At 60.4% G+C, this 25,281-nt stretch carries 21 protein-coding genes; 11 read left to right on the forward strand and 10 right to left on the reverse strand.

Annotated elements, in window-relative coordinates:
* Positions 1–47: 47 nt before the first annotated feature.
* The 7 genes from CPH89_RS07190 to CPH89_RS07220 all read right to left on the reverse strand — a co-directional run bounded on the left by CPH89_RS07190 (position 48) and on the right by CPH89_RS07220 (position 8,667).
* A complete protein-coding gene (locus CPH89_RS07190) occupies positions 48–1,196 on the reverse strand; it encodes an iron-containing alcohol dehydrogenase (protein ID WP_053258305.1) in 1,149 nt (382 codons plus the stop codon).
* A 150-nt stretch (positions 1,197–1,346) separates the two neighbouring features.
* Positions 1,347–2,171, reverse strand: a complete 825-nt coding sequence (locus tag CPH89_RS07195; RefSeq protein WP_017739612.1) for an ABC transporter permease — start codon at positions 2,169–2,171, stop codon at positions 1,347–1,349.
* A 12-nt stretch (positions 2,172–2,183) separates the two neighbouring features.
* The gene (locus CPH89_RS07200; RefSeq protein WP_053258306.1) at positions 2,184–3,416 is read right to left on the reverse strand and encodes an ABC transporter permease; all 1,233 of its coding nucleotides are present in this window, start codon (positions 3,414–3,416) and stop codon (positions 2,184–2,186) included.
* A 197-nt stretch (positions 3,417–3,613) separates the two neighbouring features.
* Positions 3,614–4,654: an ABC transporter substrate-binding protein gene (locus tag CPH89_RS07205; RefSeq protein ID WP_053258307.1), complete on the reverse strand. Its 1,041-nt coding sequence runs from the start codon at positions 4,652–4,654 to the stop codon at positions 3,614–3,616.
* Positions 4,655–4,697: 43 nt separating this feature from the next.
* Positions 4,698–5,810: an ABC transporter ATP-binding protein gene (locus tag CPH89_RS07210; protein ID WP_053258308.1), complete on the reverse strand. Its 1,113-nt coding sequence runs from the start codon at positions 5,808–5,810 to the stop codon at positions 4,698–4,700.
* A 214-nt stretch (positions 5,811–6,024) separates the two neighbouring features.
* Positions 6,025–6,654: a response regulator gene (locus CPH89_RS07215; RefSeq protein ID WP_053258309.1), complete on the reverse strand. Its 630-nt coding sequence runs from the start codon at positions 6,652–6,654 to the stop codon at positions 6,025–6,027.
* Between the two features lie 18 nt (positions 6,655–6,672).
* Positions 6,673–8,667: a sensor histidine kinase gene (locus CPH89_RS07220; RefSeq protein WP_053258310.1), complete on the reverse strand. Its 1,995-nt coding sequence runs from the start codon at positions 8,665–8,667 to the stop codon at positions 6,673–6,675.
* Between the two features lie 77 nt (positions 8,668–8,744).
* Between CPH89_RS07220 and CPH89_RS07225 the strand changes: the two genes are divergently transcribed.
* The gene (locus CPH89_RS07225; protein ID WP_053258311.1) at positions 8,745–9,713 is read left to right on the forward strand and encodes an alpha/beta hydrolase family protein; all 969 of its coding nucleotides are present in this window, start codon (positions 8,745–8,747) and stop codon (positions 9,711–9,713) included.
* A gap of 149 nt (positions 9,714–9,862) precedes the next feature.
* Here the strand turns inward: CPH89_RS07225 and CPH89_RS07230 are convergent, their stop codons facing one another.
* The 3 genes from CPH89_RS07230 to CPH89_RS07240 are packed head-to-tail and all read right to left on the reverse strand — an operon-like array spanning position 9,863 to position 12,331.
* On the reverse strand, positions 9,863–10,630 hold the full coding sequence (locus CPH89_RS07230; protein ID WP_053258312.1) for a TerB family tellurite resistance protein: 768 nt from the start codon (positions 10,628–10,630) through the stop codon (positions 9,863–9,865).
* A 1-nt stretch (position 10,631) separates the two neighbouring features.
* Positions 10,632–11,309, reverse strand: coding sequence for an N-acetylmuramate alpha-1-phosphate uridylyltransferase MurU (gene murU / locus CPH89_RS07235; protein WP_053258313.1), 678 nt, complete (start codon positions 11,307–11,309; stop codon positions 10,632–10,634).
* Complete coding sequence (locus CPH89_RS07240) at positions 11,306–12,331, reverse strand: aminoglycoside phosphotransferase family protein (protein ID WP_053258314.1); 1,026 nt, start codon at positions 12,329–12,331, stop codon at positions 11,306–11,308. Before CPH89_RS07240 ends, murU begins: the two co-directional genes overlap by 4 nt.
* Positions 12,332–12,461: 130 nt before the next feature.
* Here CPH89_RS07240 and CPH89_RS07245 point away from each other — a divergent pair, with 130 nt between their 5' ends.
* The 10 genes from CPH89_RS07245 (at position 12,462) to CPH89_RS07290 (ending at position 25,222) form a co-directional block, all read left to right on the forward strand.
* A complete protein-coding gene (locus CPH89_RS07245; protein ID WP_053258315.1) occupies positions 12,462–15,287 on the forward strand; it encodes an LPS-assembly protein LptD in 2,826 nt (941 codons plus the stop codon).
* Complete coding sequence (locus tag CPH89_RS07250) at positions 15,268–16,602, forward strand: peptidylprolyl isomerase (RefSeq protein ID WP_053258805.1); 1,335 nt, start codon at positions 15,268–15,270, stop codon at positions 16,600–16,602. Before CPH89_RS07245 ends, CPH89_RS07250 begins: the two co-directional genes overlap by 20 nt.
* Positions 16,599–17,588 carry a 4-hydroxythreonine-4-phosphate dehydrogenase PdxA gene (pdxA, locus tag CPH89_RS07255; RefSeq protein ID WP_053258316.1) on the forward strand — a complete coding sequence of 330 codons (990 nt, stop codon included), beginning with the start codon at positions 16,599–16,601 and terminating at the stop codon, positions 17,586–17,588. The genes CPH89_RS07250 and pdxA overlap by 4 nt, the downstream gene beginning before the upstream one ends.
* Positions 17,585–18,397, forward strand: a complete 813-nt coding sequence (gene rsmA, locus CPH89_RS07260; protein WP_053258317.1) for a 16S rRNA (adenine(1518)-N(6)/adenine(1519)-N(6))-dimethyltransferase RsmA — start codon at positions 17,585–17,587, stop codon at positions 18,395–18,397. The genes pdxA and rsmA overlap by 4 nt, the downstream gene beginning before the upstream one ends.
* Positions 18,398–18,503: 106 nt before the next feature.
* Complete coding sequence (gene apaG, locus CPH89_RS07265) at positions 18,504–18,884, forward strand: Co2+/Mg2+ efflux protein ApaG (RefSeq protein WP_053258318.1); 381 nt, start codon at positions 18,504–18,506, stop codon at positions 18,882–18,884.
* Complete coding sequence (locus CPH89_RS07270) at positions 18,884–19,732, forward strand: symmetrical bis(5'-nucleosyl)-tetraphosphatase (protein ID WP_053258319.1); 849 nt, start codon at positions 18,884–18,886, stop codon at positions 19,730–19,732. Before apaG ends, CPH89_RS07270 begins: the two co-directional genes overlap by 1 nt.
* Positions 19,733–19,741: 9 nt before the next feature.
* Entirely contained in the window at positions 19,742–20,071 is a 330-nt protein-coding gene (glpE, locus tag CPH89_RS07275; RefSeq protein WP_053258320.1) for a thiosulfate sulfurtransferase GlpE, read from the forward strand.
* Between the two features lie 284 nt (positions 20,072–20,355).
* Complete coding sequence (locus CPH89_RS07280) at positions 20,356–22,278, forward strand: PrkA family serine protein kinase (protein WP_003194732.1); 1,923 nt, start codon at positions 20,356–20,358, stop codon at positions 22,276–22,278.
* A gap of 113 nt (positions 22,279–22,391) precedes the next feature.
* On the forward strand, positions 22,392–23,663 hold the full coding sequence (locus CPH89_RS07285; protein WP_003194735.1) for a YeaH/YhbH family protein: 1,272 nt from the start codon (positions 22,392–22,394) through the stop codon (positions 23,661–23,663).
* On the forward strand, positions 23,660–25,222 hold the full coding sequence (locus CPH89_RS07290; RefSeq protein ID WP_053258321.1) for a SpoVR family protein: 1,563 nt from the start codon (positions 23,660–23,662) through the stop codon (positions 25,220–25,222). Before CPH89_RS07285 ends, CPH89_RS07290 begins: the two co-directional genes overlap by 4 nt.
* The last annotated feature ends 59 nt before the right edge of the window (positions 25,223–25,281 follow it).

The following is a 25,281-nucleotide window of genomic DNA, read 5'->3' on the forward strand; positions in this document are numbered from 1 at the left end:
TTGTATACCTCATGCTTTGCCGCGCGCACCGTGACCTCACTCAACAGTTAGTAAGCTGCCCGGTAGATTTTCTCGATATCCGCTGCGCTGAGCTGGCGCGGGTTGTTGCGCATCAGCCGCTCGATACCCGCCGCCTCCGTGGCCATGGCCGGGATTGCATCCTCCGGTATCCCGAAGCTGCGCAGGCCCGCCGGGATCTCGACTGCGGCACACAGTCGCGTCATTGCCTCAACCGCCTGGTCGGCTGCGTCGTTGATGCTGAGCCCGGTGACATTGACACCCATCGCCTGGGCAATGTCCTGCATGCGCTCGACACACGCCAGCTTGTTCCAGTGCATCACGTAGGGCAGCAACAGCGCATTGCTCACGCCGTGGGCAATATTGAATCGCCCGCCCAGCGGGTAGGCCAACGCATGCACCGCGCCCACTCCAGCGTTGCCGAACGCCATACCGGCCATCAGGCTGGCGGTGGCCATGTCGTCGCGGGCCTGCAGGTTGGCCGGGTTGGCGTAGGCCTTGGGCAGCGCATTGGCAATCAGCTTGATCGCGCCAATGGCCAACGCATCGGTGATCGGCGAGGCATTCAGTGACAGGTAGGACTCGATGGCATGCACCAATGCATCCACGCCACTGGCGGCGGTGACACTGCGCGGGCACGTGAGCGTCATTTGCGGGCTGATCAACGCGACATCCGGCAGCAGGTAATCGCTGACGATGCCTTTTTTCAGTTGCGCCACTTTGTCCGAGAGGATCGCCACATTGGTCACCTCCGAACCGGTGCCGGCCGTGGTCGGGATGGCGATCAACGGCGGCCCCTTGCGCGGCACCTGGTCGATGCCGAACAAATCCGCCAGGGCGCCGTGGTAACCGGCATAGGCCGCGACACTTTTGGCAATGTCGATAGCGCTGCCGCCGCCCACCCCGATCAGGCCGTCATGCCCGCCTTCGCGGTACGCACGCATGCAGTCTTCGACGATGGCGATTTCCGGGTCGGGCAGCACACGATCAAAAATCTCGTAGGTGCGCTCGCCCAAATGCTCAAGCGCCAGCGCCACGGTGCCGGACTTGACCAGCGCGGCGTCCGTCACGATCAGTGGGTTATCCACATCCAAACGCGTGAGCTCGGCGGCCAACTGCTCGATGGCACCGGCGCCGGTCAGCAGTTTGTGGGCGATCTTGAATGAGGAAGTGCTCATGTGCGCGGCCTCTTGTTATTAATGGGCTTGCACAAGAGTAGCTGAGGCACATGGGTTGTCTGCCATTCAGCGGCTGAATGGTCATTATCTGAATAAACACACCCCCATGTGGGAGCACGCCCGCTCCCACAGGTTGATCTCGGTTGGGCTTCAGACCTGCGCGGTGCGCAGTTTTTCGCTGCGGCCTCGCAGCCATTCCAGGGTCAGCAACAGCAACACCGAGAAGGCAATCAGCAAGGTCGCCGCGGCAGCAATCGTCGGGCTGAGGTTTTCACGGATGCCGCTGAACATCTGCCGCGGCAAGGTCGCTTGCTCAGGGCCGGCAAGGAACAGCGTCACGACCACTTCATCGAATGACGTAGCGAACGCAAACAGCGCCCCGGAAATCACCCCCGGCGCAATCAGCGGCAAGGTCACCCGACGAAACGCGGTCAACGGCGAGGCGCCCAGGCTGGCGGCAGCTCGCACCAGGTTATGGTTGAAACCCTGCAAGGTCGCCGACACCGTGATAATCACAAACGGCACGCCCAGCACCGCATGCACCACGATCAGCGAGAAGAAACTGTTGCCCAGCCCCAACGGCGCGAAGAACAGGTAACTGGCCACGCCGATAATCACCACCGGCACCACCATCGGCGAAATGACCAGCGCCATCACCAACGCCTTGCCGGGGAAGTTGCCGCGCGTCAGGCCAATCGCCGCCAGGGTGCCGAACACCATTGCCAGCACCGTGGCCGCCGGGGCAACGATGATGCTGTTCTTCAGTGCGCGCATCCATTCGGCCGAGGCGAAGAAGTCCTGGTACCAATGCAGCGAGAAACCTTGCAGCGGGTACACCAGGAAACTGCCACTGTTGAACGACAGCGGAATAATCACCAGCACCGGCAATATCAGGAACAGCAGGATCAAGCCGCACAAGATCCGCAAGCTGTAGAACCACACCCGTTCCACCGGTGACATATAAGGGCTCAGCATCGCAAGGTCTCCTCAGCTCAGGCGCAGGCGGCTGGCGCCCACCAGCCGGTTGTAGATCAGGTACAGCAGCACGGTCGCCAGCAGCAGTAAGCCGCCCAACGCCGTGGCCATGCCCCAGTTGATGCTGGTGTTGGTGTAGAAGGCCACAAAGTAGCTGACCATCTGGTCGTTCGGGCTGCCCAGCAGCGCCGGCGTGATGTAGTAACCAATCGCCAGGATGAACACCAGCAGACAACCGGCGCCGACACCGGCGTAGGTCTGCGGGAAGTACACGCGCCAGAAGCTGGCGAACGGGTGGCATCCCAGCGAGATTGCCGCCCGCATATACGTGGGCGAGATGCCTTTCATCACGCTGTAGATCGGCAGGATCATGAACGGCAGCAGGATATGCACCATGGAGATGTACACGCCGGTGCGGTTGAAGACCAATTCCAACGGTTTATCGATCAGGCCCACACTCATCAGCGCGCTGTTGATCAGCCCACCGGATTGCAGCAACACAATCCACGCTGCCACGCGCACCAGGATCGAGGTCCAGAACGGCAGCAACACCAGGATCATCAACAGGTTGCTTTTGCGTGCCGGCAGGTTGGCCAGCAAGTAGGCCAATGGGTACGCCAGCAGCAGGCAGATGAAGGTAATCACCAGGCCCATCCAGAACGTGCGGGCGAAGATGTCCAGGTAGATCGCCTGGTCCGGCGTTGCCGGGGCCACTTCGCCGAGGTCATCGATGCGGTGATCGACGGCCGCCAGCAGGTAGTAAGGCGTAAGGCTGCTGGTATTGCGCCGGATTGCCTGCCAGTACGCCGGATCGCCCCAGCGCTCGTCGAGGGTTTCCAGCGCCTGTTTATAAGAGGCGGGCGCTTCGGTAAACGGCAGCGCCCGCGCGGTTTTGGTCAGCAGGCTGCGATAGCCGGCCAGTTCCATGTTCAAGCGTTTGGACAGGTCGCCCAGTGTCTGGTTTTTACGCGCTTCGCCCAGGTCTTCGCTGAGGGCCTGATACACCGGCTCACCCGGCAGACCACGACCATCCCAGGTCTTTACCGCCACCACGGTGCGCGGTAAACCACCCACCACTTCAGGGTTGCCGACGCTTTTGTAAAGCAGCGCAACGATCGGCACCAGGAACACCAGCAGCAAAAACAGCACCAATGGCGCAATCAACGCTTGGGCCTTCCAGCGGTTGAGCCGCTCGGCACGCGCCAGGCGCTGCTTGAGGGTGGGGCTGGGAATGGCGATAACCATGGCAAACTCCGGAACTTAAAAATGAATGCGCTCTGCCCAACACAACAGGCCCCAAATGGGAGCCGGGCTGTGTGGGAGCGGGCTTGCTCGCGAATACGGTGGATCAGTCTCTTCACGCGCTGACTGTCACATCGCATTCGCGAGCAAGCCCGCTCCCACACTTACCGGTTCGCACAAGGATTTAGCGGTATTGCGGGTTACTTAGCCGCCCACGAATTGAAGCGCTGCTCCAATTGCTCGCCGTTATCCGCCCAGAAACTCACGTCGATCTGCACCTGGTTGGCAATGTTTTCCGGAGTGGTCGGCATATCCTTCAACACATCCTTGGCCAGCAACGGCACAGCCTGGGTGTTGGCCGGGCCGTAGGCGATGTTTTCCGAATAGGTCTTCTGCTGTTGCGGCTGCACCGAGAAGGCGATGAACTTCTTCGCGGCTTCCGCGCGGTCCTTGGCCAAGCCTTTAGGGATGGCCCACGCATCGAAGTCGTAGATGCCGCCGTTCCAGACCACTTTCAGGTTGCTCTCTTTTTGCACGGCGGCGATGCGCCCGTTGTAGGCAGAGCTCATCACCACGTCGCCAGAAGCGAGGTACTGTGGCGGTTGTGCGCCAGCTTCCCACCATTGGATCGACGGTTTGAGTTCATCCAGCTTCTTGAATGCACGGTCCTGACCATCTTTGCCGGCCAGCACTTTGTACACGTCCTTGGGGGCCACGCCGTCAGCCATCAAGGCGAATTCCAGGGTGTACTTGGCGCCCTTACGCAAGCCGCGCTTTCCAGGGAATTTCTTGGTGTCCCAGAAATCCGCCCAACTGGTCGGTGCGCTGGCCAGCTTGTCGGCGTTGTAGGCCAGCACGGTGGACCACACAAAGAAGCCCACGCCGCAGGGCTGAATCGCGCCCTTCACGTAGTCCGCCGTATTGCCGAACAGTTTGGGGTCGAGCGGCTCGAACATGTCTTCGTCACAGCCACGGGACAGTTCCGGCGACTCCACTTCCACCAGGTCCCAGGACACGCTCTTGGTGTCGACCATGGCTTTGACCTTGGCCATTTCACCGTTGTACTCACCCGCGACGATCTTGCCGTTGCCCGCGCTTTCCCACGGCGCGTAGAAAGCCTTGACCTGGGCCGCCTTGTTCGCGCCACCAAAGGACACGACCGTCAGGTCCGGGCCTGCCATGGCCTGTGTCGCGCCCATCAGGCCTAAAACCAGGGCGGAATATTTAAGGGATCTCAACATTGTTGTTCTCTCCACGTGCAGGGTTGGTGAAGCCATGGGGCGATTAATTCGCCTCTAGAAGTGGGTCGAGTGCGCGAACGTGCTCGACTTGCCAGCCAATCGGTACCACGTCGCCGACCGCCAGGGCCGGGTCCAGCTCGGCAATCGGTTGTTTCACAAAAAAATCGGCCTTGCCGCAAACCTCCAGGCGCACACGCACGTGGTCGCCCAGGTAGATAAACTCCGCCACACGACCAGAGAAACGGTTGACGCAGCTTTCGCTGGAGCCGTTAAGGCTCACGCGCTCCGGGCGCACCGACAGGGTCACCGGGCCGCCGATCTGGCCGACATTCACCGCGAGCGCCTCGACCTTTTCGCCCCGCGCCAGCTCCACCACGCAACGCTCGCCGCTGTGGCTGTGCAGGCGCCCGTTGAGGCGGTTGTTCTCACCGATGAAGTTGGCGACGAAGGTGTTTTTAGGCTCTTCGTACAAGGTGCGCGGCGCGGCGATCTGCTGGATTTCGCCTTGGTGGAACACCGCCACGCGGTCGGACATGGTCAAGGCTTCGCCCTGGTCGTGGGTCACGTACACCACCGTCACACCCAGACGCTGGTGCAGGTGTTTGATCTCCATCTGCATGTGTTCGCGCAGTTGTTTGTCGAGTGCGCCGAGGGGTTCGTCCATCAGCACCAGCTGCGGTTCGAACACCAGCGCCCGGGCCAGAGCCACACGTTGTTGCTGCCCCCCGGAGAGTTGCGCCGGATAGCGCTGGGCGAAGGCATCGAGCTGGACCATGCTCAACACACGTTTGACCCGCTCGCTGATATCGGTCTTGCTCAAGCCGCGCACCGACAAGGGAAACGCCAGGTTTTCGGCGACGGTCATGTGCGGGAACAATGCATAGTTCTGGAACACCATGCCGATGTCGCGCTTGTGCGGCGGCACGTTGTTGATCGCGCGCCCGGCCAGCAGGATTTCACCGGCGGTCGGCGTCTCGAAACCGGCAAGCATCATCAGGCTGGTGGTCTTGCCCGAGCCCGATGGCCCGAGCAGGGTGAGGAACTCGCCCTTGCGAATCTCCAGGTTGAGGTCTTTGACGATCAGGTTCTCGCCGTCGTAGCTCTTCTGCACGCCACGAAAGCTGACCAGCACATCATTTGAATCCACCTCGCTCATACCCGCACCTTTGTATTTTGGACTGCTGTGGCACAAGCGTAGTCCAGGCGCGAGGCCGCGGAAATCGGGGGCCAGGAGAGAATTGCATCAGCCGGATGGAAGGCTGGGGGTAAGGATCGCCCTACAACGATGGCGGGGATGGAACAGTGTCAGCGCCCCGCGCGCCGGGAATGGCCCTGGCAGGACGCGCGGGAGGTCGTAAACAGGCATGTCGTCACAACAGCTTATGTTCCATGGCGTACTTCACCAATTCGGCCAGGGACGTGATATTCAGCTTTTGCATCAGGCGCGCCTTGTGGGTGCTGATGGTCTTGCTGCTCAGCGCCAGTTGCTGGGCGATGTCATTGACGTTGGCGCCCTGGGCGAGGCGCTCGAACACCGAAAACTCGCGCTCCGAGAGCAGCGAATGCAGCGGCCGCGCGTCCGTCAAGCCGACTTCAAACACCATGCGGTCAGCCAGGTCCGGGTCGATATAGCGCCCGCCCGCCGCGACTTTGCGAATCGCCGTCAGCAACAGGGCCGGGTCGCTGTCTTTGGTCGCATACCCCGCCGCCCCGACTTTCAAGGCGCGGGCGGCCATTTGCGCTTCATCGTGCATGGACAACACCAGGATCGCCGGCGGGTTATTCAGTGCACGGATGCGCGCAATGGCCTCCAGCCCATTCACACCGGGCATCGAGATATCCAGCAACACAACCTCGCACGCCACGTGGCGCAAAGTCTCCAGCAACTGCTCGCCGTTACTCGCCTCGCCCACTACTTGCAGGTCTTTGGCCAGGCCGATCAATTGCTTGATGCCTTCACGGACGATGGTGTGGTCTTCGGCTACCAATACACGAATCACAGGGGTTTCCTCTTAGCGTTATGCATCCAACGGCACCCTGACACTCAAGGTGGTGCCCTCCCCCGGCTCGCTGTGCAGGCTCAGTTGCCCGCCCATCATCAACACCCGCTCGCGCATACCCACTACGCCAAAGGACACGGGCCGGCCCTGGGACTCAACGAAGCCGACGCCGTCATCGCTGATCGTCAACTGCAAGTCGCCGCCCTCAACCACCAGGGTCAGCTCGACAGTATGCGCCTGGGCATGGCGCATCACATTGGTCAACGCCTCCTGCAGGATGCGGAACAGGCCGATGGCCTTGGCGTCGCTCAGGGCGGGCAGGTTGTCCGGGACTTGTACCAGGCAGGGGATTTGCGTACGGGCTTCAAAGCGGCGGGCTTGCCACTCGATGGCCGAGGCGATGCCCGCGTCGAGAATCGGCGGGCGCAATGCGGTCGCCACGTCGCGCACCAGCTGGAACAGCTGGGCGATCAGGCGCTTCATGCTGTTGAGGCGCTCGTTCAAGCCCGGATCCAATTGCGCATAGGCCAGCTCGCACATCGAGGTTTCCAGCTTGAGCACCGTGAGCATCTGCCCGAGTTCGTCGTGCACTTCGCGGGCGATACGGGCCTTTTCTTCTTCGCGCACGGTTTCCAGGTGGGCGGACAATTCGCGCAACTGTGCCTCGCTTTGCAGCAAGGCGGCCACATAACGGCGGCGCTCGGTCACGTCACTGAGATACACGACCAGGTATTCGCCATCGGCAAAGCGCAGAAAGCTCAAGGACACATCAGCGGGCAGGATCGTGCCGTCTGCGCGCACACAATCGGCTGCAAAGTTTTGCGGGCCTTCTTCGCTGGCGCGGGCGCGTTTCCACAGGTTGAGCCAGCGGTCCATGTTCAACGTCGGGTCAAAATCGATCAGCGGTCGCTCGATCAATGCACCGGCGCCATAACCGAGCATGGTTTCGGCGGCGAGGTTGGCGTAGCGCACATGGCTGTCCCAATTGACCCACAGGATACCGACCGTACTTTGATCGATGGAAAACTGCGTCAACCGCAAGGCTTCGGCACTGGCGGCGCGCGCGGCACTTTCTTCCCGAGCCGCCAGCAGGTGCTGTTCCAGCCCACGTTGCTGGCGACGCTGCCAGACCACCACGGCAAGACTGGCGATCAGGAACAACCCCAAGAGCAGGCTGAGGTTTTTCCAGAAGGCGGGTGACTCCGACAACTGTGGGTACTTGGGTTGCAACCAGCGGCTATGCAGTTGATCCAGATCGCGGGCGGGTATCGCGCGCAAGGCGCTTTGCATGATGGTCGCCAGTTCCGGCCATTCACGGCGGGTGGCCACACGCAGCAATTGCGGCAAGCCGATATCCCCCACCACGGCCAACCCGGCAAACTCCGCCTCGCCGGACAACCGGCTCAACTGTGCCTCATCCACCACGGCATAACGCGCCTGCTGGCTGACCAGCAACTGCAAGGCCTGACGCTCCATGGGCACGCCTTGCAGATTCAGGTTGGGATAATTGCTGCGCAGGTAGTCCGCCACGGCGCTGGGCATGCGCACGGCAACGCGGGATTGCTCATCGAGTTTTTCCAGCTCCACGGCACCGCCGCCCTCGCGGACACCGACGATATGCTGGGGCACGCGCATATACGGGTCGGTGAATAACCACAGGCGCAGGCTCGCAGGGGTTTGCTGCAGGCCGGGGGCGATATCCACTTCGCCGTCACGCACGGCGGCTTCCAATTGCTCTTGGGTGGGGAAATTGCGCCAGGTCAGCTCAATGTTCAGCGCCTTGGCCAACCAATGCATCAACTCGACATTGGCCCCGGACAACCGCTGCAAGCGCCGGTCGTATTGCGCGTAAGGCGCCTGCAATACCAGGCCCACGCGCAACTCCGGATGCTGGGCGAGCCACTCCCGCTGTTGTGCATTCAGTTGCGCCTGTGGTGCAGCAGGCGCAGGCGCGGCACTGGCCATCAAGGCAAAGCACCAACAGCCGATAACCAGCAGACAGCGAAAACCCATGATCCACGTCTCACATCACTGACAAACACTGACCAACCCATTAGGCTGCTGGAATGACTTCTGGCCGGGAATTAACGATGCTCTTTCTCCACCGTTCGGCACTGCCAGCATTGTGCCTGTCGCTGCTATTTACCAGCGCCTTTTCTGTTCAGGCCGCCGACGCACCTGCGCCCGCTGCCGAAAAACCGGTTGAACGCCAACCTCTGCCCGAGCGCAGCCAGGAAGAGGCCAACGCCCTTGAGCGGCAACTTCCGCAACAAGAGCAGCAACAGTTGCAGGCCGGCAGCGATTCATTCCTGGCCCTGTGGAAACCGGCCAACAGCGCCGAACCCCAAGGCGTGGTGATTATCGTGCCTGGCGCCGGGGAAAGTGCTGACTGGCCGCAAGCAATTGCGCCTTTGCGCAGTAAATTACCGGACGCCGATTGGGGCACCCTCAGCCTTTCATTACCGGACGTGAACCTGGACACCTTACCGCCGCGGGTCATGGAAGCCCCCAAGGCAGCGGTCGACACCAGCAGCAAAGAAGGCAGCACCGCAGCCAAACCCATCGAACAAGCCGCCAGCGCCGAAGCTGAAGGGACGGACCCGGCGGTGGTGCCCGGTGCGGAGCAGCAGGAAAAAACCGACGCCAAGCGCATCTTTGATCGTATCGACGCCGCCGTCGCCTTCGCCCAAACCCAGAGCGCGCGCAGCGTGGTGTTGCTTGGCCATGGCACCGGCGCCTGGTGGGCCGCGCGTTACCTGAGCGAGAAGCAGCCGTCCCAAGTGCAAAAGTTGGTGATGGTGGCTGGCAAGACACCTACGGGTCGGCAACCGAATCTGCAACAACTGGCCCCAACGCTGAAAGTGCCTACAGCGGACGTGTTCTACCAGGACAGCGCCCAAGAACGCAAAAATGCGCTGGAGCGCGTGCAAGCCGCCAAGCGCACGAAGAATGACGGCTACAAACAGGTGTCACTGAAAACCCTGCCCGGCAATAGCTCGGCCGAGCAAGAGCAGTTGTATCGGCGGGTGCGCGGGTGGCTGAGCCCGGAGCCGAAATAGCGCTGACCGCCTATCTCGAAAGCACCGTAGCCTGATGTGGGAGCGGGCTTGCTCGCGAATAGGCTGTGTCAGTCAACAGATGCATCGGCTGACTCGCGAGCAAACCCGCTCCCACAATGGATTGGGTGCACACTTCCAAAAAGTGCTGGCTATCTGAAATCCCGCCGCTCGCGAATCAGCGCGTAGGCGTTATGCAGCTCGCGGGTTCGCTCGGTCGCCTCGCGCACTTGCGCGGGGCTGGCGCCGGTGCCGGCGATCTTGTCCGGGTGGTGGCGACTGAGCAGGCGACGATAGGCACGCTTGATCACCGACGGTTCGCTGGTGGCGGTTACACCAAGAATCCGCAACGCCTCCTGATAGGCGCCGCTGCGGCTGACCAAGGGCTTGCGTTCCGGCGCGTAGTCGCAGGCCAGCGCGTGCAACTGTTGCGGCGTCCAGCCCAGCCACTTGCCCCATTGATCGATCAGGTCGCGCTCGGCCTCATCTGCCCTGCCATCCGCCCAGGCCATTCGCCAGCACGCACGCAACACGCCTTCCGCCGCATGCGGCTGCGCCTTGAGTACGCGCAGATACGTGCGCACCCGGTCGGAACCGGACTTGCCGCGATTGAACGCGATAATTGCCCGGCGCCGGGCGTGTTCACTCATGTCCAGCGCGCGCATTTCCAGGCGCGCCTGCTGGATATGCCCATCCACGACCCGGCCATTGCTTTTGGCCAGGCGCCCCAACAACACAAACAGCAGCTCGTCGTTGCGCAATGCCGGGCGCCCGCCCAGGCGTTCACGCAATTGCGCCCAACTGTGCAACTGCAGGCGGCGGTCCAGTGCCTGCCCCAGCAATGCGCCCAACAAGGCCCCCGGAATACTGGCAATGGCAAAGCCAGCCCCGGCACCGATCAGTGTCCCTGGCCACAACATCTTATTGCTCCGCAGTCAGCAAGGTCTCGACCTGCGCCAGGCGTTCCAGCGTGCCGACATCAATCCAGCGTCCCGTCATGTGTTCCCCCGTAACCCGTCCTTTGGCCATGGCCTCCCGCAACAGCGGCGCCAGTTTGAAGGCCCCGGCGCTGCAACCCGCGAACAGCTGAGGGTCGAGCACTGAAATGCCACTGAAGGTCAGGTTATCGGCACCGGGCGCGGCATCATGAAGCACGCCGTCGCTCAAATAGAAGTCGCCGCCCGCAGGGGCATGGTCAGGCCTGTCGACCATCACCAAGTGGGCAAGCCCTTGCAGCGGCTTCTTGCGCAGGCTGGCGAAGTCGAAGTCGGTCCAGATGTCACCGTTGACCAGAAGGAAAGGCTCATCGCCCAGCAGTGGCAGTGCCTTGAAAATACCGCCGCCGGTTTCCAGCGGCTCGCCTTCGGCCGAGTACTGAATGCGCAGACCAAACTGCGCGCCGTCGCCCAGGTAGCTTTCGATCTGCTGCCCGAGCCACGCATGGTTAATGACGATATCGGTGAAGCCGGCCTTGGCCAGCGCTTCAAGGTGATACTCGATCAGCCGCTTGCCGCCCGCCTGCACCAAAGGCTTGGGCGTGTGCAGCGTGAGCGGACGCATGCGCTCGCCTTTGCCCGCCGCCAGGATCATCGCCTTCATACACCCGCCTCGGCCGGTTCGCGCAGGCTGGCCAGCAACTCACCCAGCTCATCCAGTTCAGTCCGGTCGGCCAGTACCGCTTCTATATAAGCAAAGAAGCGCGGCACGTCCGCCAGGTAGCGCGGCTTGCCGTCGCGATGGCAGATGCGCGCGAAGATGCCGATCACCTTGAGGTGGCGCTGCACCCCCATCAGGTCACTGGCCCGCAGGAACGCCTGAAAATCGCCCTGCACCGGGATGCCCAGCTGCCCGGCACGCTCCCAGTAACCACGCTGCCATTCGCGCACGCGCGCCTTGGGCCAGCTGAGGAACGCATCCTTGAACAGGCAGGTGATGTCGTAGGTCACCGGGCCGTAGACCGCGTCCTGGAAATCCAGCACACCTGGGTTCGGCGTGCTGATCATCAGGTTGCGTGGCATATAGTCGCGATGCACCAGCACTTTGGGCTGGGCCAGGGCGCTGTCGATCAAGTGAGCGCTGACGCGCTGCCACAAGGCTTGCTGCCGGGCGTCGAATTCGATACCCAAATGCCGACGAACGTACCACTCCGGAAACAATTCCAGCTCGCGGCGCAACAAGGCGACGTCATAGCTGGGCAGCGGCGCGTCCATCGGCAACTGCTGAAAAGCCAGCAGCGCGTCGATGGCATCGGCAAACAATTGATCGGCGTTTTGCTCGTCAATCACGTCCAGATAGGTTTTTCTGCCCAGGTCATTGAGCAAAAGAAAGCCGCGCGGCAGATCTTCTGCATAAATTTTTGGCACATTAATTCCCGATTTCGCGAGTAAATCAGCGATATCGACGAAAGGTTTGCAGTTTTCCTGGGGGGGTGGCGCGTCCATAACGACGAATGTTCGACCGCCGCCTTCCCAACGAAAGTAACGCCTGAAACTCGCGTCGCTGCTGGCCGCGGTCAATGTGGCCGGAGGTACGACACCCCAATCCTGAGCGTTGAAAAGGATTGGCAACTGCTCATCCAGCCATACTTTCAGCTGTTGTAAACGTAGATCTTGCTCGGGCATTACAAGGGTCTCCGACGGCGCTAGCCGTCAAGCGGGTCATGCTTTATTATCACGCATCTTTTTCAGACCATCGAGAGGCGTGCGGCCCAAACCGCGGGCAGATGGCACGCAGGAAGCCCGGACTAATAAGATGGCATTGAAATCCCCCGCGTTTCGTAGAAAATTTCCGTTGCTGGTAACCGGCAGTCTGCTGGCCATGCAACCTTTCGCCACCTCATTCGTGGTCGCCGCGGAACAGTATGACTGCTCAGTCTCTGCTTCGGGTGCCTGGGATTGCGCGCCGAAAACCGCCGCAGCCCCATTGCCACCGCGCCCGGTGCATGACGGCGCAGCCGTCAGCCCGGCTGGCAGCACGGCGCAAGCCGACGCTGGCGGCAGCGGCGACGCTGAACCGAAGACCGCGCTGGTCACCGAAGCCAAGGGCCGTGGCCTGCGTTCGCGCAGCGCCGACTACAGCCACCTGGACTGGGTGCCTCGCGAGAAGCTGACCGCGGCCCAACTGGCCGAAACCGGTCCGTATTGCTCCGGCGCGTACATCGAGCCGACCCGTCCTGGCATGAACGACAAGACGGACAAAAGCGATACGCCGACCTTCATCGGTGCCAAGGCCTCTCGCTACGAGCAGGAACAACAAGTCGCAACCCTGGCCGGTGACGTCGTCATGCGCCAGGGCAGCATGCAGATGGAGGCTCAGGAAGCCAGTCTGTATCAGGCCGAGAACCGTGGCGAGCTGAATGGCGACGTTCGTCTGCGCGACAACGGTGCCCTGATCGTGGGCGACCACGCAGAGGTCCAGCTCGACACCGGCGCCGCTCAGATCGACAACGCCGAATACGTGCTGCACAAGTCGCGCATCCGCGGTAACGCGCTGTACGCCAAGCGTGCCGAGAACGCGATCATCCGTCTTAAAGACGGTACGTACACCACCTGCGAGCCGGACAGCAACGCCTGGCAGCTCAAGGGCAACAACATCACGTTGAACCCGGCCACCGGTTTCGGTACGGCGACCAACGCGACGTTGCGGATCAAGAACATCCCGATCCTGTACACCCCGTACATCTATTTCCCGATCGACAACCGTCGTCAATCCGGCTTCCTGCCGCCGAGCTTCAGCACCGGTGGGGAAACTGGCTTTACCCTGATTACGCCGTATTACTTCAACCTGGCGCCGAACTACGACGCCACGTTGTACCCGCAATACATGACCAAACGCGGTTTGATGATGGAAGGCGAATTCCGCTACCTCACCAAGTCCAGCGAAGGTCAGTTTGGCGGCGCGTACCTGAATGACGACAGCGACGAACGCAAAAAGCAGAGCGACTACGAAAAAACCCGCTATATGCTCAACTGGCAGCATAAAGGTGGGCTGGATTCGCGACTGACGACCCTGGTCGACTACACCAAGATCAGCGATCCGTACTTCTACCAGGATCTGAAGACCAACCAGGAAGGTGTTAAAGCTCAGGACTTCGTGAACCAACAGGGCGCCTTGACCTATCGCGGCGACTCCTATCAGGCGCGCTTGAACGTCCAGTCTTATCAACTGGCGACCGTTTCGCAGATCACTCCATATGACCGGCTGCCGCAGCTGACCTTCAACGGTACGCTGCCTTACCACCCGGGCGGCGTGGACTTTGCCTACGAGACCGAGGCAGTGCGCTTTGACCGGGATCTTCAGACCGGCAACTACACGGAAAAAGACGGCGGCCCTTTCAATACGCCACCGTTGGATAACGGCACCCCTCGCCTGGACACTTACGTATTTGGCTTGAACCGCGCCAACGGTACGCGTCTGAACCTGGCGCCAAGCATGTCCCTGCCGATGACTGCAACCTACGGGTACATCACGCCGAAGCTCAAGTACGTTTACACCAAGTACGATCTTGACCTGGACAGCACTGGCAAGGCCGATTTGGTGACCAATAGAGGCGGCGCTTCGCAACTGGGTGAGCGTTTCAACAGTTCACAGGATCGCGCAGTCCCGATCGCCAGCATCGACAGCGGCCTGTACTTCGATCGCAATACCCAATGGTTCGGCGAAAACTATCGCCAGACCCTTGAACCGCGCATGTTCTATCTCTACGTACCAGAGACAGACCAGAAGGACATTCCGGTATTCGACACCAGCGAAAACAGCTTCAGCTACTCCTCGCTGTTCAGGGATAACCGTTTCTCCGGCTCGGACCGTATCGGCGACGAGAACAAGCTGTCGTTTGGCTTGACCAGCCGCTGGATTCAAGAAAACGGCTTCGAACGCCAACGAGCATCCATCGGCCAGGCGGTATATTTCAAAGATCGTGAAGTGCAACTGCCTGGTATCGATGCCAAGACCCGCGATGACGCTCACTCGAACGTTTCGCCAATCGCCTTGGAATACGAATACCGCTTCAACCATGACTGGCGCGCTACTGCCGACTACAACTGGGACCCGGAGAGCCGCTCCCCACGTTCCGGCAGCGCAATGTTCCACTACCAGCCGGAAGACAACCCGAACAAGGTTGTTAACCTCGGTTATCGCTATCGCAACGACCAAGTGGTTTATAACCAGTTGACCGGTAAATACCAGTTTGGCGGTGACTACGGCACACCTGGCACCGCTAACTACGTGAAGGATTACTACAAAATCCAGCAACACGACTTCTCGATGATGTGGCCGATCATTCCCCAGTGGAACCTGATCACCCGCTGGCAGTATGACTATGCCCGCAACCGCACTTTGGAAGCCTTCGGTGGTTTCGAGTACGACAACTGCTGCTGGAAACTGCGTGTGATCAACCGTTACTGGGTTTCCAACGACGAATACACTCAGATCGCCCCGCTGAACGAAAAGGGTGACCACGGGCTCTTCTTCCAGATCGTCCTTAAAGGACTCGGCGGCCTGACCGGCGCCAAGGTAGAGAGCTTCCTCGACAAAGGCATTGAAGGTTATCGTGAACGTGAAGACCAAGCTTTCTGATTGCGTGCGCCCGCTGGTGCTGGGCGCGCTGTTCCTGGGGGCCGCATCGGCACACGCTGCGGTTCAACAGCTGGACAAAGTTGTGGCCATTGTCGATAACGACGTGATCATGCAGAGCCAACTCGACCAACGGGTCAAGGAAGTTCAGCAGACCATCGCCAAGCGTGGTGGCGGCGTGCCGCCGACCAGCGTGCTCGATCCACAGGTGCTGGAACGCCTGATCGTCGAAAACCTGCAACTGCAGATCGGCGATCGTTCCGGCATCCGTATTTCGGACGAAGAACTCAACCAGGCAGTAGGCACCATCGCTCAGCGCAACAACATGAGCATTGACCAGTTCAAAGCCGCTCTGGCCCACGACGGCCTGTCCTATGAGGACGCCCGTGACCAGATCAAGCGTGAAATGATCATCAGCCGTGTGCGTCAGCGCCGTGTGGCCGAGCGGGTTCAGGTGTCCGAGCAGGAAGTGAAAAACTTCCTGGCGTCGGACCTGGGCAAGATGCAGCTCTCCGAAGAACTGCACCTGGCCAACATCCTGATCCCGACACCGGACAGCGCCAACGCCGAGCAGCTCAATGCCGCCGCCGCAAAGACTCAGGCCGTTTATAACCGTTTGAAAGCCGGCGCTGACTTTGCCCAGACGGCAATTGCCGTATCCGGCAGCGACAACGCCCTGGACGGCGGTGACATGGGCTGGCGTAAAGCCGCTCAATTGCCACCTCCGTTTGACCGTGAACTGAGCGCCATGCAGCCGGGTGAAATTACCCAGCCAGCACGCACACCGGGCGGCTTCATCATCCTCAAGTTGCTGGGAAAACGCGGCGGCGAGACCTCGCTGAAAGACGAAGTGCATGTTCGTCACATTCTGGTCAAACCAAGCGAAATCCGTACCGAGGCGCAAACCAAGGAACTGGCCCAGAAGATCTATGACCGCATTGAAGGCGGTGAAGACTTCGCCACCTTGGCCAAGAGCTTCTCGGAAGACCCGGGTTCGGCCCTCAACGGTGGCGACCTGAACTGGATTGACCCGAAAGCGCTGGTGCCGGAGTTCCAGGACGTGATGGCCAAGACCCCGCAAGGCGTTTTGTCCAAGCCGTTCAAGACTCAATATGGCTGGCATGTACTGGAAGTTCTTGGCCGCCGCGCGACCGACAACACCACCCAGGCCCGCGAGCAACAAGCCCTGAGCGTATTGCGTAACCGCAAGTACGACGAAGAGCTGCAAACCTGGTTGCGTCAGATCCGTGACGAAGCCTATGTGGAAAACAAGCTGCCAGGCGCCGAGCAAACAGGCACCGACCAGGCACCGAAGTGAAACCACAGCGTTTCGCGGTCACACCCGGCGAGCCGGCCGGCATTGGTCCAGACCTGTGCCTGCTCCTCGCCTCGCAACCCCAGCCACACCCCCTGATTGCCATTACCAGCCGCGACCTGCTCCTTGAGCGGGCCGCGCAGCTGGGCGTGGCCGTCAGTTTGCTGGACGTGGCGCCGGGCCATTGGCCAGACCTGCCGGCCCCCGCAGGCAGCCTGTATGTGTGGGACACCCCCCTTGCGGCCAAGGTCGTTGCCGGGCAACTGAACAAGGCCAATGCGGCGTTTGTGCTGGAAACCCTGACCCGTGCCGGCCAAGGCTGTATCGACGGCGACTTCGCCGGCATGATCACCGCCCCTGTGCACAAAGGTGTCATCAACGACTCCGGCATCGCCTTTTCCGGCCATACCGAGTTCCTTGCCGAACTGACCCACACGGCTCAAGTCGTGATGATGCTTGCCACACGCGGCCTGCGCGTGGCCCTGGTGACCACGCACCTGCCGCTGCGCGATATCGCCGACGCCATCACCGCCGAGCGCGTGGAGCGCGTCACGCGCATCCTGTACACCGACCTGCAACAAAAATTCGGCATTGCCCAACCCCGAATCCTGGTCTGCGGGCTTAACCCGCACGCCGGTGAAGGCGGCCATTTGGGCCATGAAGAAATCGACATCATTGAACCGACATTAGAGCGTCTGCGCCAAGAAGGCATGGACCTGCGTGGCCCACTGCCTGCGGACACTCTGTTTACCCCCAAATATCTGGAGCACTGCGACGCAGTGCTGGCGATGTACCATGACCAGGGGCTGCCCGTGCTGAAATACAAAGGCTTCGGCGCCGCAGTCAACGTGACTCTGGGCCTGCCGATCATCCGCACCTCCGTCGACCATGGCACGGCCCTGGACCTGGCGGGCAGTGGCAAGATCGATACCGGCAGCCTGCACGTGGCCCTGGAAACCGCCTATCAGATGGCCGAGACCCGTATATGACCGAGCATTACCAACACCGGGCGCGCAAGCGCTTCGGGCAGAACTTCCTGCACGACGCTGGCGTGATCGACCGCATTCTGCGCTCCATCCATGCCAAACCTGAAGACCGCCTGCTGGAAATCGGCCCGGGCCAGGGCGCATTGACCCAAGGCCTGCTGGCCAGTGGCGGTCAACTGGACGTGGTTGAACTGGACAAGGACCTGATCCCGATCCTCAACCAGCAGTTTGCGGGCAAGTCCAACTTCAACCTGCACCAGGGCGATGCGCTGAAGTTCGACTTCAACAGCCTCAATGCCGCGCCCAACAGCCTGCGAGTGGTCGGTAACCTGCCTTACAACATCTCCACACCGCTGATTTTCCACCTGCTGAACAACGCCGGGATCATCCGCGACATGCACTTCATGCTGCAAAAAGAAGTGGTTGAGCGTTTGGCGGCGGGCCCTGGTGGTGGTGATTGGGGCCGCCTGTCGATCATGGTTCAGTACCATTGCCGTGTGGAACACCTGTTCAACGTTGGCCCTGGCGCGTTTAATCCGCCGCCGAAGGTCGACTCGGCCATCGTGCGCCTGGTGCCTCACGCCGTACTGCCGCACCCGGCCAAGGACCACAAGTTACTGGAGCGGGTGGTGCGCGAAGCATTCAACCAGCGCCGCAAAACCCTGCGCAACACGCTCAAGGCGCTGCTTAGCAACGCTGAGATCGAAGCGGCCGGCGTCGATGGCAGCCTGCGCCCCGAGCAACTGGACCTGGCCGCGTTCGTGCGCCTGGCCGACCAGCTTGCCATCCAGCCTGCGCCCACCGCGGACTGAAGCCTGCCATGCATGGGCCAGACAGCATGTCTGGCCTAGTGCCCTGCTGATGGCCTAGACTGATCCGCATCTGCTGTCCTCCGCTTTTGCTTTTAAGGCCTCTTGCATGTCCGATCCTCGCTACCAGATCGACGTCAGCGTCGTCACCCGCTTTCTTGCTGACCAATCGCAACCCGAACATAACCGTTTCGCCTTTGCCTACACCATCACGTTGAAGAACAACGGGCAGGTGCCGGCCAAGTTGCTGTCGCGCCACTGGGTGATCACCGACGGTGACGGTCAGGTTGAGGAAGTGCGCGGCGCCGGTGTGGTTGGCCAGCAACCATTGATCGACATCGGCGCCAGCCATACCTACAGCAGCGGCACGGTGATGACCTCCAAAGTCGGCACCATGCAAGGCTCGTATCAGATGAAAGCCACCGACGGCAAATTGTTCGACGCCATCATCGCGCCCTTCCGCCTCGCCGTGCCTGGAGCCCTGCACTGATGGCGACGTACGCGGTCGGCGACCTGCAAGGCTGCCTGAAACCCCTCAAGTGCCTGCTGGAGCGGGTTGCCTTCAACCCGGCAAGCGATCGCCTGTGGCTGGTGGGTGACCTGGTCAATCGCGGCCCCGAGTCCCTGGAAACCCTGCGCTTTCTGTATGGCCTGCGCGATTCCCTGGTGTGTGTACTGGGCAACCATGATCTGCACTTGTTAGCCGCCGGCAACAACATCGAACGCCTGAAAAAAAGTGACACCCTGCGCGAAATCCTTGAAGCGCCGGATCGCGCGCAACTGCTGGATTGGCTGCGCAGGCAAAAGCTCATGCATTACGACGAAGGCCGCAACATGGCTTTGGTCCATGCTGGCATCCCACCCCAATGGACACTGAAGAAAGCCCTCAAGTGTGCCGCTGAAGTGGAAAGCGCACTGGCCGATGACAGCCTCTACACCGCCTACCTCGACGGCATGTATGGCAATGAGCCCATCAAGTGGGACAGCGACCTTACCGGCGTGGCCCGCTTGCGCGTGATCACCAACTACTTCACGCGCATGCGCTTCTGCACCGCCGATGGCAAACTGGACCTCAAAAGCAAGGAAGGCGCCGACACCGCGCTGCCTGGCTATAAGCCCTGGTTTGCCCACAAGGAGCGCAAGACCCACGACACGCAAATCATCTTCGGCCACTGGGCTGCCCTTGAAGGCAAGTGCGACGAGCCGGGTGTATTCGCCCTCGATACCGGCTGTGTGTGGGGCGGTGCCATGACCCTGATGAACATCGACACCGGCGAGCGCCTGAGCTGCCAGTGTGAATCCCCCCTTTCCGTGACACTGCCGGCCGCAAAGCCATAGGAGCCCGCCATGAGCGAATTCAAACGTATCCCTCCCGAACAAGCCCAGGCCCTGCGCGAGCAAGGTGCCGTGGTGGTCGACATCCGTGACCAGCCGACCTATGCAGCGGCTCACATCAGCGGCGCGCAGCATCTGGACAACCACAACATCGCCGACTTCATCCGCGCCGCCGACCTCGACGCACCGGTGATCGTGGCCTGCTATCACGGTAACTCCAGCCAGAGCGCGGCCGCCTACCTGATCAGCCAGGGCTTCTCCGACGTCTATAGCCTGGACGGCGGCTTTGAGCTGTGGCGTACGACCTATCCTGCAGAAATTGCCTCCGGCGATTCGCAATAATTTTTTTCACACCCCGCTACCCCGCGTGACGCTTGGGCTCGCGCCGTTTCTGACGAACGGCGCAGCCAACTAATTGCGCATCGTGCCTTGAACTCCCGGATTCCGAACTATCCTTAAGCGCAGGCCATCCGAATCAGGGGAGAGCCGGTACACCGGCGTGCGGGTCATCGGTAGCGTTTGAGGGTGTTCTGGGGGGAAAACAGGCATTGGCGATCACCAATGACTGCCAGCATCGACTGATTGATCCGGCGTCGGCTCCACGTATCGAGCGAGGTGACGACGTCATGAGTATCTTTAGCCACTTCCAACAACGCTTCGCGTCCACACAGCAGGAAGAGCTCACGCTGCAAGAGTATCTTGAGCTGTGCAAGCAGGACCGCAGCACCTACGCGTCTGCCGCCGAACGTCTGCTATTGGCAATTGGTGAGCCGGAACTGGTGGAAACCGCCAACAATTCGCGCTTGTCGCGAATATTTTCCAACAAGGTGATTCGCCGCTATCCGGCCTTTGAAGACTTCCATGGCATGGAAGAATGCATCGACCAGATCGTCTCCTACTTCCGCCATGCCGCCCAAGGCCTGGAAGAGAAGAAACAGATCCTCTACCTGCTCGGCCCGGTCGGCGGCGGCAAGTCGTCCCTGGCTGAAAAACTCAAACAACTGATCGAGAAGGTGCCCTTCTACGCGATCAAGGGCTCGCCGGTATTCGAGTCGCCACTGGGCCTGTTCAACGCCACGGAAGATGGCGCGATCCTCGAAGAGGACTTCGGCATTCCGCGCCGCTACCTCAATACCATCATGTCGCCCTGGGCCACCAAGCGCCTCGCCGAGTTCGGCGGTGACATCAGCCAGTTCCGCGTGGTGAAACTGTACCCGTCGATCCTCAACCAGATCGGCGTCGCCAAAACCGAGCCCGGCGATGAGAACAACCAGGACATTTCGGCCCTGGTGGGTAAAGTCGATATCCGCAAACTCGAAGAATTCCCGCAGAACGACGCCGACGCCTACAGCTATTCGGGCGCACTGTGCCGGGCCAACCAGGGCCTGATGGAATTCGTGGAGATGTTCAAGGCGCCGATCAAGGTGCTGCACCCACTGCTGACCGCAACCCAGGAAGGCAACTACAACAGTACCGAAGGTCTGGGCGCGATTCCGTTCACCGGGATCCTGCTGGCCCACTCCAACGAATCGGAATGGCATACCTTCCGCAACAACAAGAACAACGAAGCCTTCATCGACCGGATCTACATCGTCAAGGTGCCGTACTGCCTGCGGGTCAGCGACGAGATCAAGATTTACGACAAGCTGCTATTCAACAGCTCGCTGGCCAAGGCCCATTGCGCGCCTGACACCCTGAAGATGCTTGCGCAATTCACCGTGCTCTCGCGCCTCAAGGAGCCGGAAAACTCGAACATCTACTCGAAGATGCGCGTGTACGACGGCGAAAACCTCAAGGACACCGACCCCAAGGCCAAGTCGATCCAGGAATACCGCGACACGGCAGGCGTGGATGAGGGCATGAACGGCCTTTCCACCCGTTTCGCGTTCAAGATCCTCTCCAAGGTCTTCAACTTCGACCCGCACGAGATCGCCGCCAACCCGGTGCACCTGCTCTATGTGCTGGAGCAGCAGATCGAACAGGAGCAATTCCAGGCGGAAACCCGCGAACGCTACCTGCGCTTCCTCAAGGAATACCTGGCGCCGCGCTACATCGAGTTTATCGGCAAGGAAATCCAGACCGCGTACCTGGAGTCCTATAGCGAGTACGGCCAGAACATCTTCGACCGCTACGTGCTGTACGCCGACTTCTGGATTCAGGACCAGGAATACCGCGACCCGGAAACCGGCGAAATCCTCAACCGCGTGGCCCTCAACGAGGAGTTGGAAAAGATCGAGAAACCAGCCGGCATCAGCAATCCGAAGGATTTCCGCAACGAAATCGTCAACTTCGTACTGCGTGCCCGGGCCAACAACAACGGCAAGAACCCTACCTGGCTCAGCTACGAGAAGCTGCGGGTGGTTATCGAGAAGAAAATGTTCTCCAACACCGAGGATCTGCTGCCGGTCATCAGCTTCAACGCCAAGGCCAGCAAAGAGGACCAGCAAAAACACAACGACTTCGTTACACGAATGGTCGAGCGCGGCTACACCGACAAACAGGTACGGCTGCTCTCCGAGTGGTATCTGCGGGTTCGCAAATCACAGTAAGGCAGCGACGGGCGCATGCTGCCGGGCCCCAGGCCTGGCGGCTTACCGCTTGTCTCTAAGCTTCCAGCTCGCGGCTTGAAGCTTGTAACGTGAAGCTGCCCGGAGGGCTCCCCATGAGCTATGTGATCGACCGACGCCTTAATGGCAAGAACAAGAGCACGGTAAACCGCCAGCGTTTCCTGCGGCGTTACCGTGACCACATCAAAAAGGCGGTTGAAGAGGCCGTCAGCCGCCGCTCCATCACCGACATGGAGCACGGCGAACAAATCAGCATTCCCGGACGGGACATCGACGAACCGGTGCTGCACCATGGCCGGGGCGGCAAACAGACCGTCGTGCACCCCGGCAACAAGGAGTTCACCACCGGCGAGCACATCCAACGCCCCCAAGGTGGCGGCGGCGGCAAGGGCCCGGGCAAAGCCGGTAACTCCGGCGAAGGCATGGATGAGTTCGTGTTCCAGATTACCCAGGAAGAATTCCTCGAATTCATGTTCGAGGACCTCGAGCTGCCCAACCTGGTCAAACGGAACCTGACCGGCACCGATACGTTCAAAACCGTGCGCGCCGGGATCAGCAACGAGGGTAATCCGTCACGGATCAACATCATCCGCACCCTGCGCTCGGCTCATGCACGCCGCATCGCGCTGTCGGGCAGCAGCCGCGCCAAACTGAAACAGGCCAAGGAAGAATTGGCGCGCTTGAAGCGCGAAGAACCGGACAACTTCGGCGACATCCAGGAAATCGAGGCAGAAATCGAGAAGCTCAGCGCGCGAATTCACCGTGTGCCGTTTCTTGATACCTTTGACCTCAAATACAACCTGCTGGTGAAGCAACCCAACCCGAGTTCCAAGGCGGTCATGTTCTGCCTGATGGACGTGTCGGGCTCCATGACCCAAGCCACCAAGGACATCGCCAAGCGCTTCTTCATCCTGCTGTACCTGTTTCTGAAGCGTAACTACGACAAGATCGACGTGGTGTTTATCCGCCATCACACCAGCGCCCGGGAAGTGGACGAAGAGGAGTTCTTTTACTCGCGGGAAACCGGCGGCACCATCGTGTCCAGTGCGTTGAAGCTGATGCAGGAGATCATGGCCGAGCGCTACCCGGCCAACGAGTGGAATATCTACGCCGCCCAGGCTTCCGATGGCGACAACTGGAACGATGATTCGCCCATCTGCCGCGACATCCTGATCAACCAGATCATGCCGTTTGTGCAGTACTACACGTATGTCGAAATTACTCCCCGTGAGCACCAGGCCCTGTGGTTCGAGTACGAGCGCATCGGCGAAGCCTTTGCCGATACCTTCGCCCAGCAGCAACTGGTCTCGGCCGGCGATATCTACCCGGTCTTCCGTGAACTCTTCCAGCGCAGGTTAGTGACATGACGGCCAAAGCGCATAAGCGCCAACCCATTTCCACGGGGTCCGAGTGGACCTTTGAACTGATCCAGGCCTATGACCGGGAAATCAGCCGTATTGCGGCGGGTTATGCCCTGGACACTTACCCTAACCAGATCGAAGTCATCACCGCTGAACAGATGATGGATGCGTATGCGTCGGTCGGCATGCCCTTGGGTTATCACCACTGGTCCTATGGCAAGCACTTCCTCAGCACTGAAAAGTCCTACACCCGCGGCCAGATGGGCCTGGCCTACGAGATCGTCATCAACTCCGACCCGTGCATCGCCTATCTGATGGAGGAAAACACCATCTGCATGCAGGCCTTGGTGGTGGCCCATGCCTGCTACGGGCATAACAGCTTCTTCAAAGGCAATTACCTGTTCCGCACCTGGACCGATGCCAGCTCGATCATCGATTATCTGGTGTTCGCCAAGCAGTACATCATGCAGTGCGAGGAGCGCCATGGCATCGACGCGGTGGAGGACTTGCTCGATTCCTGCCACGCCCTGATGAACTACGGGGTTGATCGCTACAAACGTCCGTACCCGATTTCTGCCGAGGAAGAACGCCTGCGCCAGAAGGAGCGCGAGGAGCACTTGCAGAAACAGATCAACGACCTGTGGCGCACCATTCCAAAACGCGCCGGCAAGAACAGCGACAAAGACAATGCGCGCTTCCCCGCCGAACCTCAGGAAAACATCCTCTATTTCCTGGAAAAACACGCGCCACTGCTGGAACCGTGGCAGCGGGAAATCGTGCGCATTGTGCGCAAGATCGCCCAGTACTTTTATCCACAGCGTCAGACCCAGGTGATGAACGAAGGCTGGGCCACGTTCTGGCACTACACCTTGATGAATGACCTGTATGACGAGGGCCTGGTCACCGACGGCTTCATGATGGAGTTCCTCACCTCGCATACCAGCGTGGTGTTCCAGCCCGGTTTTGACAGCCCGTATTACAGTGGCATCAACCCTTACGCGCTGGGCTTTGCGATGTATCGCGATATCCGGCGCATGTGCGAGCACCCCACCGAAGAGGACCGTCGCTGGTTCCCGGAAATCGCCGGCAGCGATTGGCTGTCGACCATCAAGTTCGCCATGAGCAGCTTCAAGGATGAGAGCTTCATCCTGCAGTACCTGTCACCCCAGGTGATTCGCGACCTCAAGCTGTTCAGCATCATGGATGACGACCTCAAGGATGACTTGGTGGTGCCGGCAATTCATGACGAACCCGGCTACCGCACCATCCGTGAAACCCTGGCGGCGCAGTACAACCTGGGCAACCGTGAGCCTAACGTGCAGATCTACAGCATCGATGTACGCGGCGACCGCTCGCTGACCCTGCGCCATCAACAGCACGACCGCAAACCTCTGGGCGAATCCACCGAGGAAGTGCTCAAGCACCTGCATCGGTTATGGGGCTTCGACATTCACCTGGAAACCCTGCAGGGCGATCAAGTGATGAAGACCCACCACGTACCGCCACGCAGTGATCACAACGACAACGACTACGGCCGCCTGGACCTGGCCGTCGTTCATCTCTGAAACAGCAAAGCCTCCATTGGTCAGGCACAGGCGTTATCCTGTGCCGCTAATGGAGGCTT

The sequence above is a fragment of the Pseudomonas fluorescens genome (assembly GCF_900215245.1).
Lineage (GTDB): Bacteria > Pseudomonadota > Gammaproteobacteria > Pseudomonadales > Pseudomonadaceae > Aquipseudomonas > Aquipseudomonas fluorescens.

What these genes read in the sequence shown, in the direction of transcription:
- CPH89_RS07230 (WP_053258312.1), bottom strand. Translation starts at nt 10,630, where the DNA reads ATGTTGTGGCCAGGGACACTGATCGGTGCCGGGGCTGGCTTTGCCATT.
- CPH89_RS07245 (WP_053258315.1), top strand. Translation starts at nt 12,462, where the DNA reads ATGGCATTGAAATCCCCCGCGTTTCGTAGAAAATTTCCGTTGCTGGTA.
- glpE (WP_053258320.1), top strand. Translation starts at nt 19,742, where the DNA reads ATGAGCGAATTCAAACGTATCCCTCCCGAACAAGCCCAGGCCCTGCGC.
- CPH89_RS07285 (WP_003194735.1), top strand. Translation starts at nt 22,392, where the DNA reads ATGAGCTATGTGATCGACCGACGCCTTAATGGCAAGAACAAGAGCACG.
- murU (WP_053258313.1), bottom strand. Translation starts at nt 11,309, where the DNA reads ATGAAGGCGATGATCCTGGCGGCGGGCAAAGGCGAGCGCATGCGTCCG.
- apaG (WP_053258318.1), top strand. Translation starts at nt 18,504, where the DNA reads ATGTCCGATCCTCGCTACCAGATCGACGTCAGCGTCGTCACCCGCTTT.
- CPH89_RS07210 (WP_053258308.1), bottom strand. Translation starts at nt 5,810, where the DNA reads ATGAGCGAGGTGGATTCAAATGATGTGCTGGTCAGCTTTCGTGGCGTG.
- CPH89_RS07195 (WP_017739612.1), bottom strand. Translation starts at nt 2,171, where the DNA reads ATGCTGAGCCCTTATATGTCACCGGTGGAACGGGTGTGGTTCTACAGC.
- CPH89_RS07190 (WP_053258305.1), bottom strand. Translation starts at nt 1,196, where the DNA reads ATGAGCACTTCCTCATTCAAGATCGCCCACAAACTGCTGACCGGCGCC.
- CPH89_RS07200 (WP_053258306.1), bottom strand. Translation starts at nt 3,416, where the DNA reads ATGGTTATCGCCATTCCCAGCCCCACCCTCAAGCAGCGCCTGGCGCGT.
- CPH89_RS07220 (WP_053258310.1), bottom strand. Translation starts at nt 8,667, where the DNA reads ATGGGTTTTCGCTGTCTGCTGGTTATCGGCTGTTGGTGCTTTGCCTTG.
- CPH89_RS07270 (WP_053258319.1), top strand. Translation starts at nt 18,884, where the DNA reads ATGGCGACGTACGCGGTCGGCGACCTGCAAGGCTGCCTGAAACCCCTC.
- CPH89_RS07205 (WP_053258307.1), bottom strand. Translation starts at nt 4,654, where the DNA reads ATGTTGAGATCCCTTAAATATTCCGCCCTGGTTTTAGGCCTGATGGGC.
- CPH89_RS07240 (WP_053258314.1), bottom strand. Translation starts at nt 12,331, where the DNA reads ATGCCCGAGCAAGATCTACGTTTACAACAGCTGAAAGTATGGCTGGAT.
- CPH89_RS07225 (WP_053258311.1), top strand. Translation starts at nt 8,745, where the DNA reads ATGCTCTTTCTCCACCGTTCGGCACTGCCAGCATTGTGCCTGTCGCTG.
- CPH89_RS07290 (WP_053258321.1), top strand. Translation starts at nt 23,660, where the DNA reads ATGACGGCCAAAGCGCATAAGCGCCAACCCATTTCCACGGGGTCCGAG.
- rsmA (WP_053258317.1), top strand. Translation starts at nt 17,585, where the DNA reads ATGACCGAGCATTACCAACACCGGGCGCGCAAGCGCTTCGGGCAGAAC.
- CPH89_RS07280 (WP_003194732.1), top strand. Translation starts at nt 20,356, where the DNA reads ATGAGTATCTTTAGCCACTTCCAACAACGCTTCGCGTCCACACAGCAG.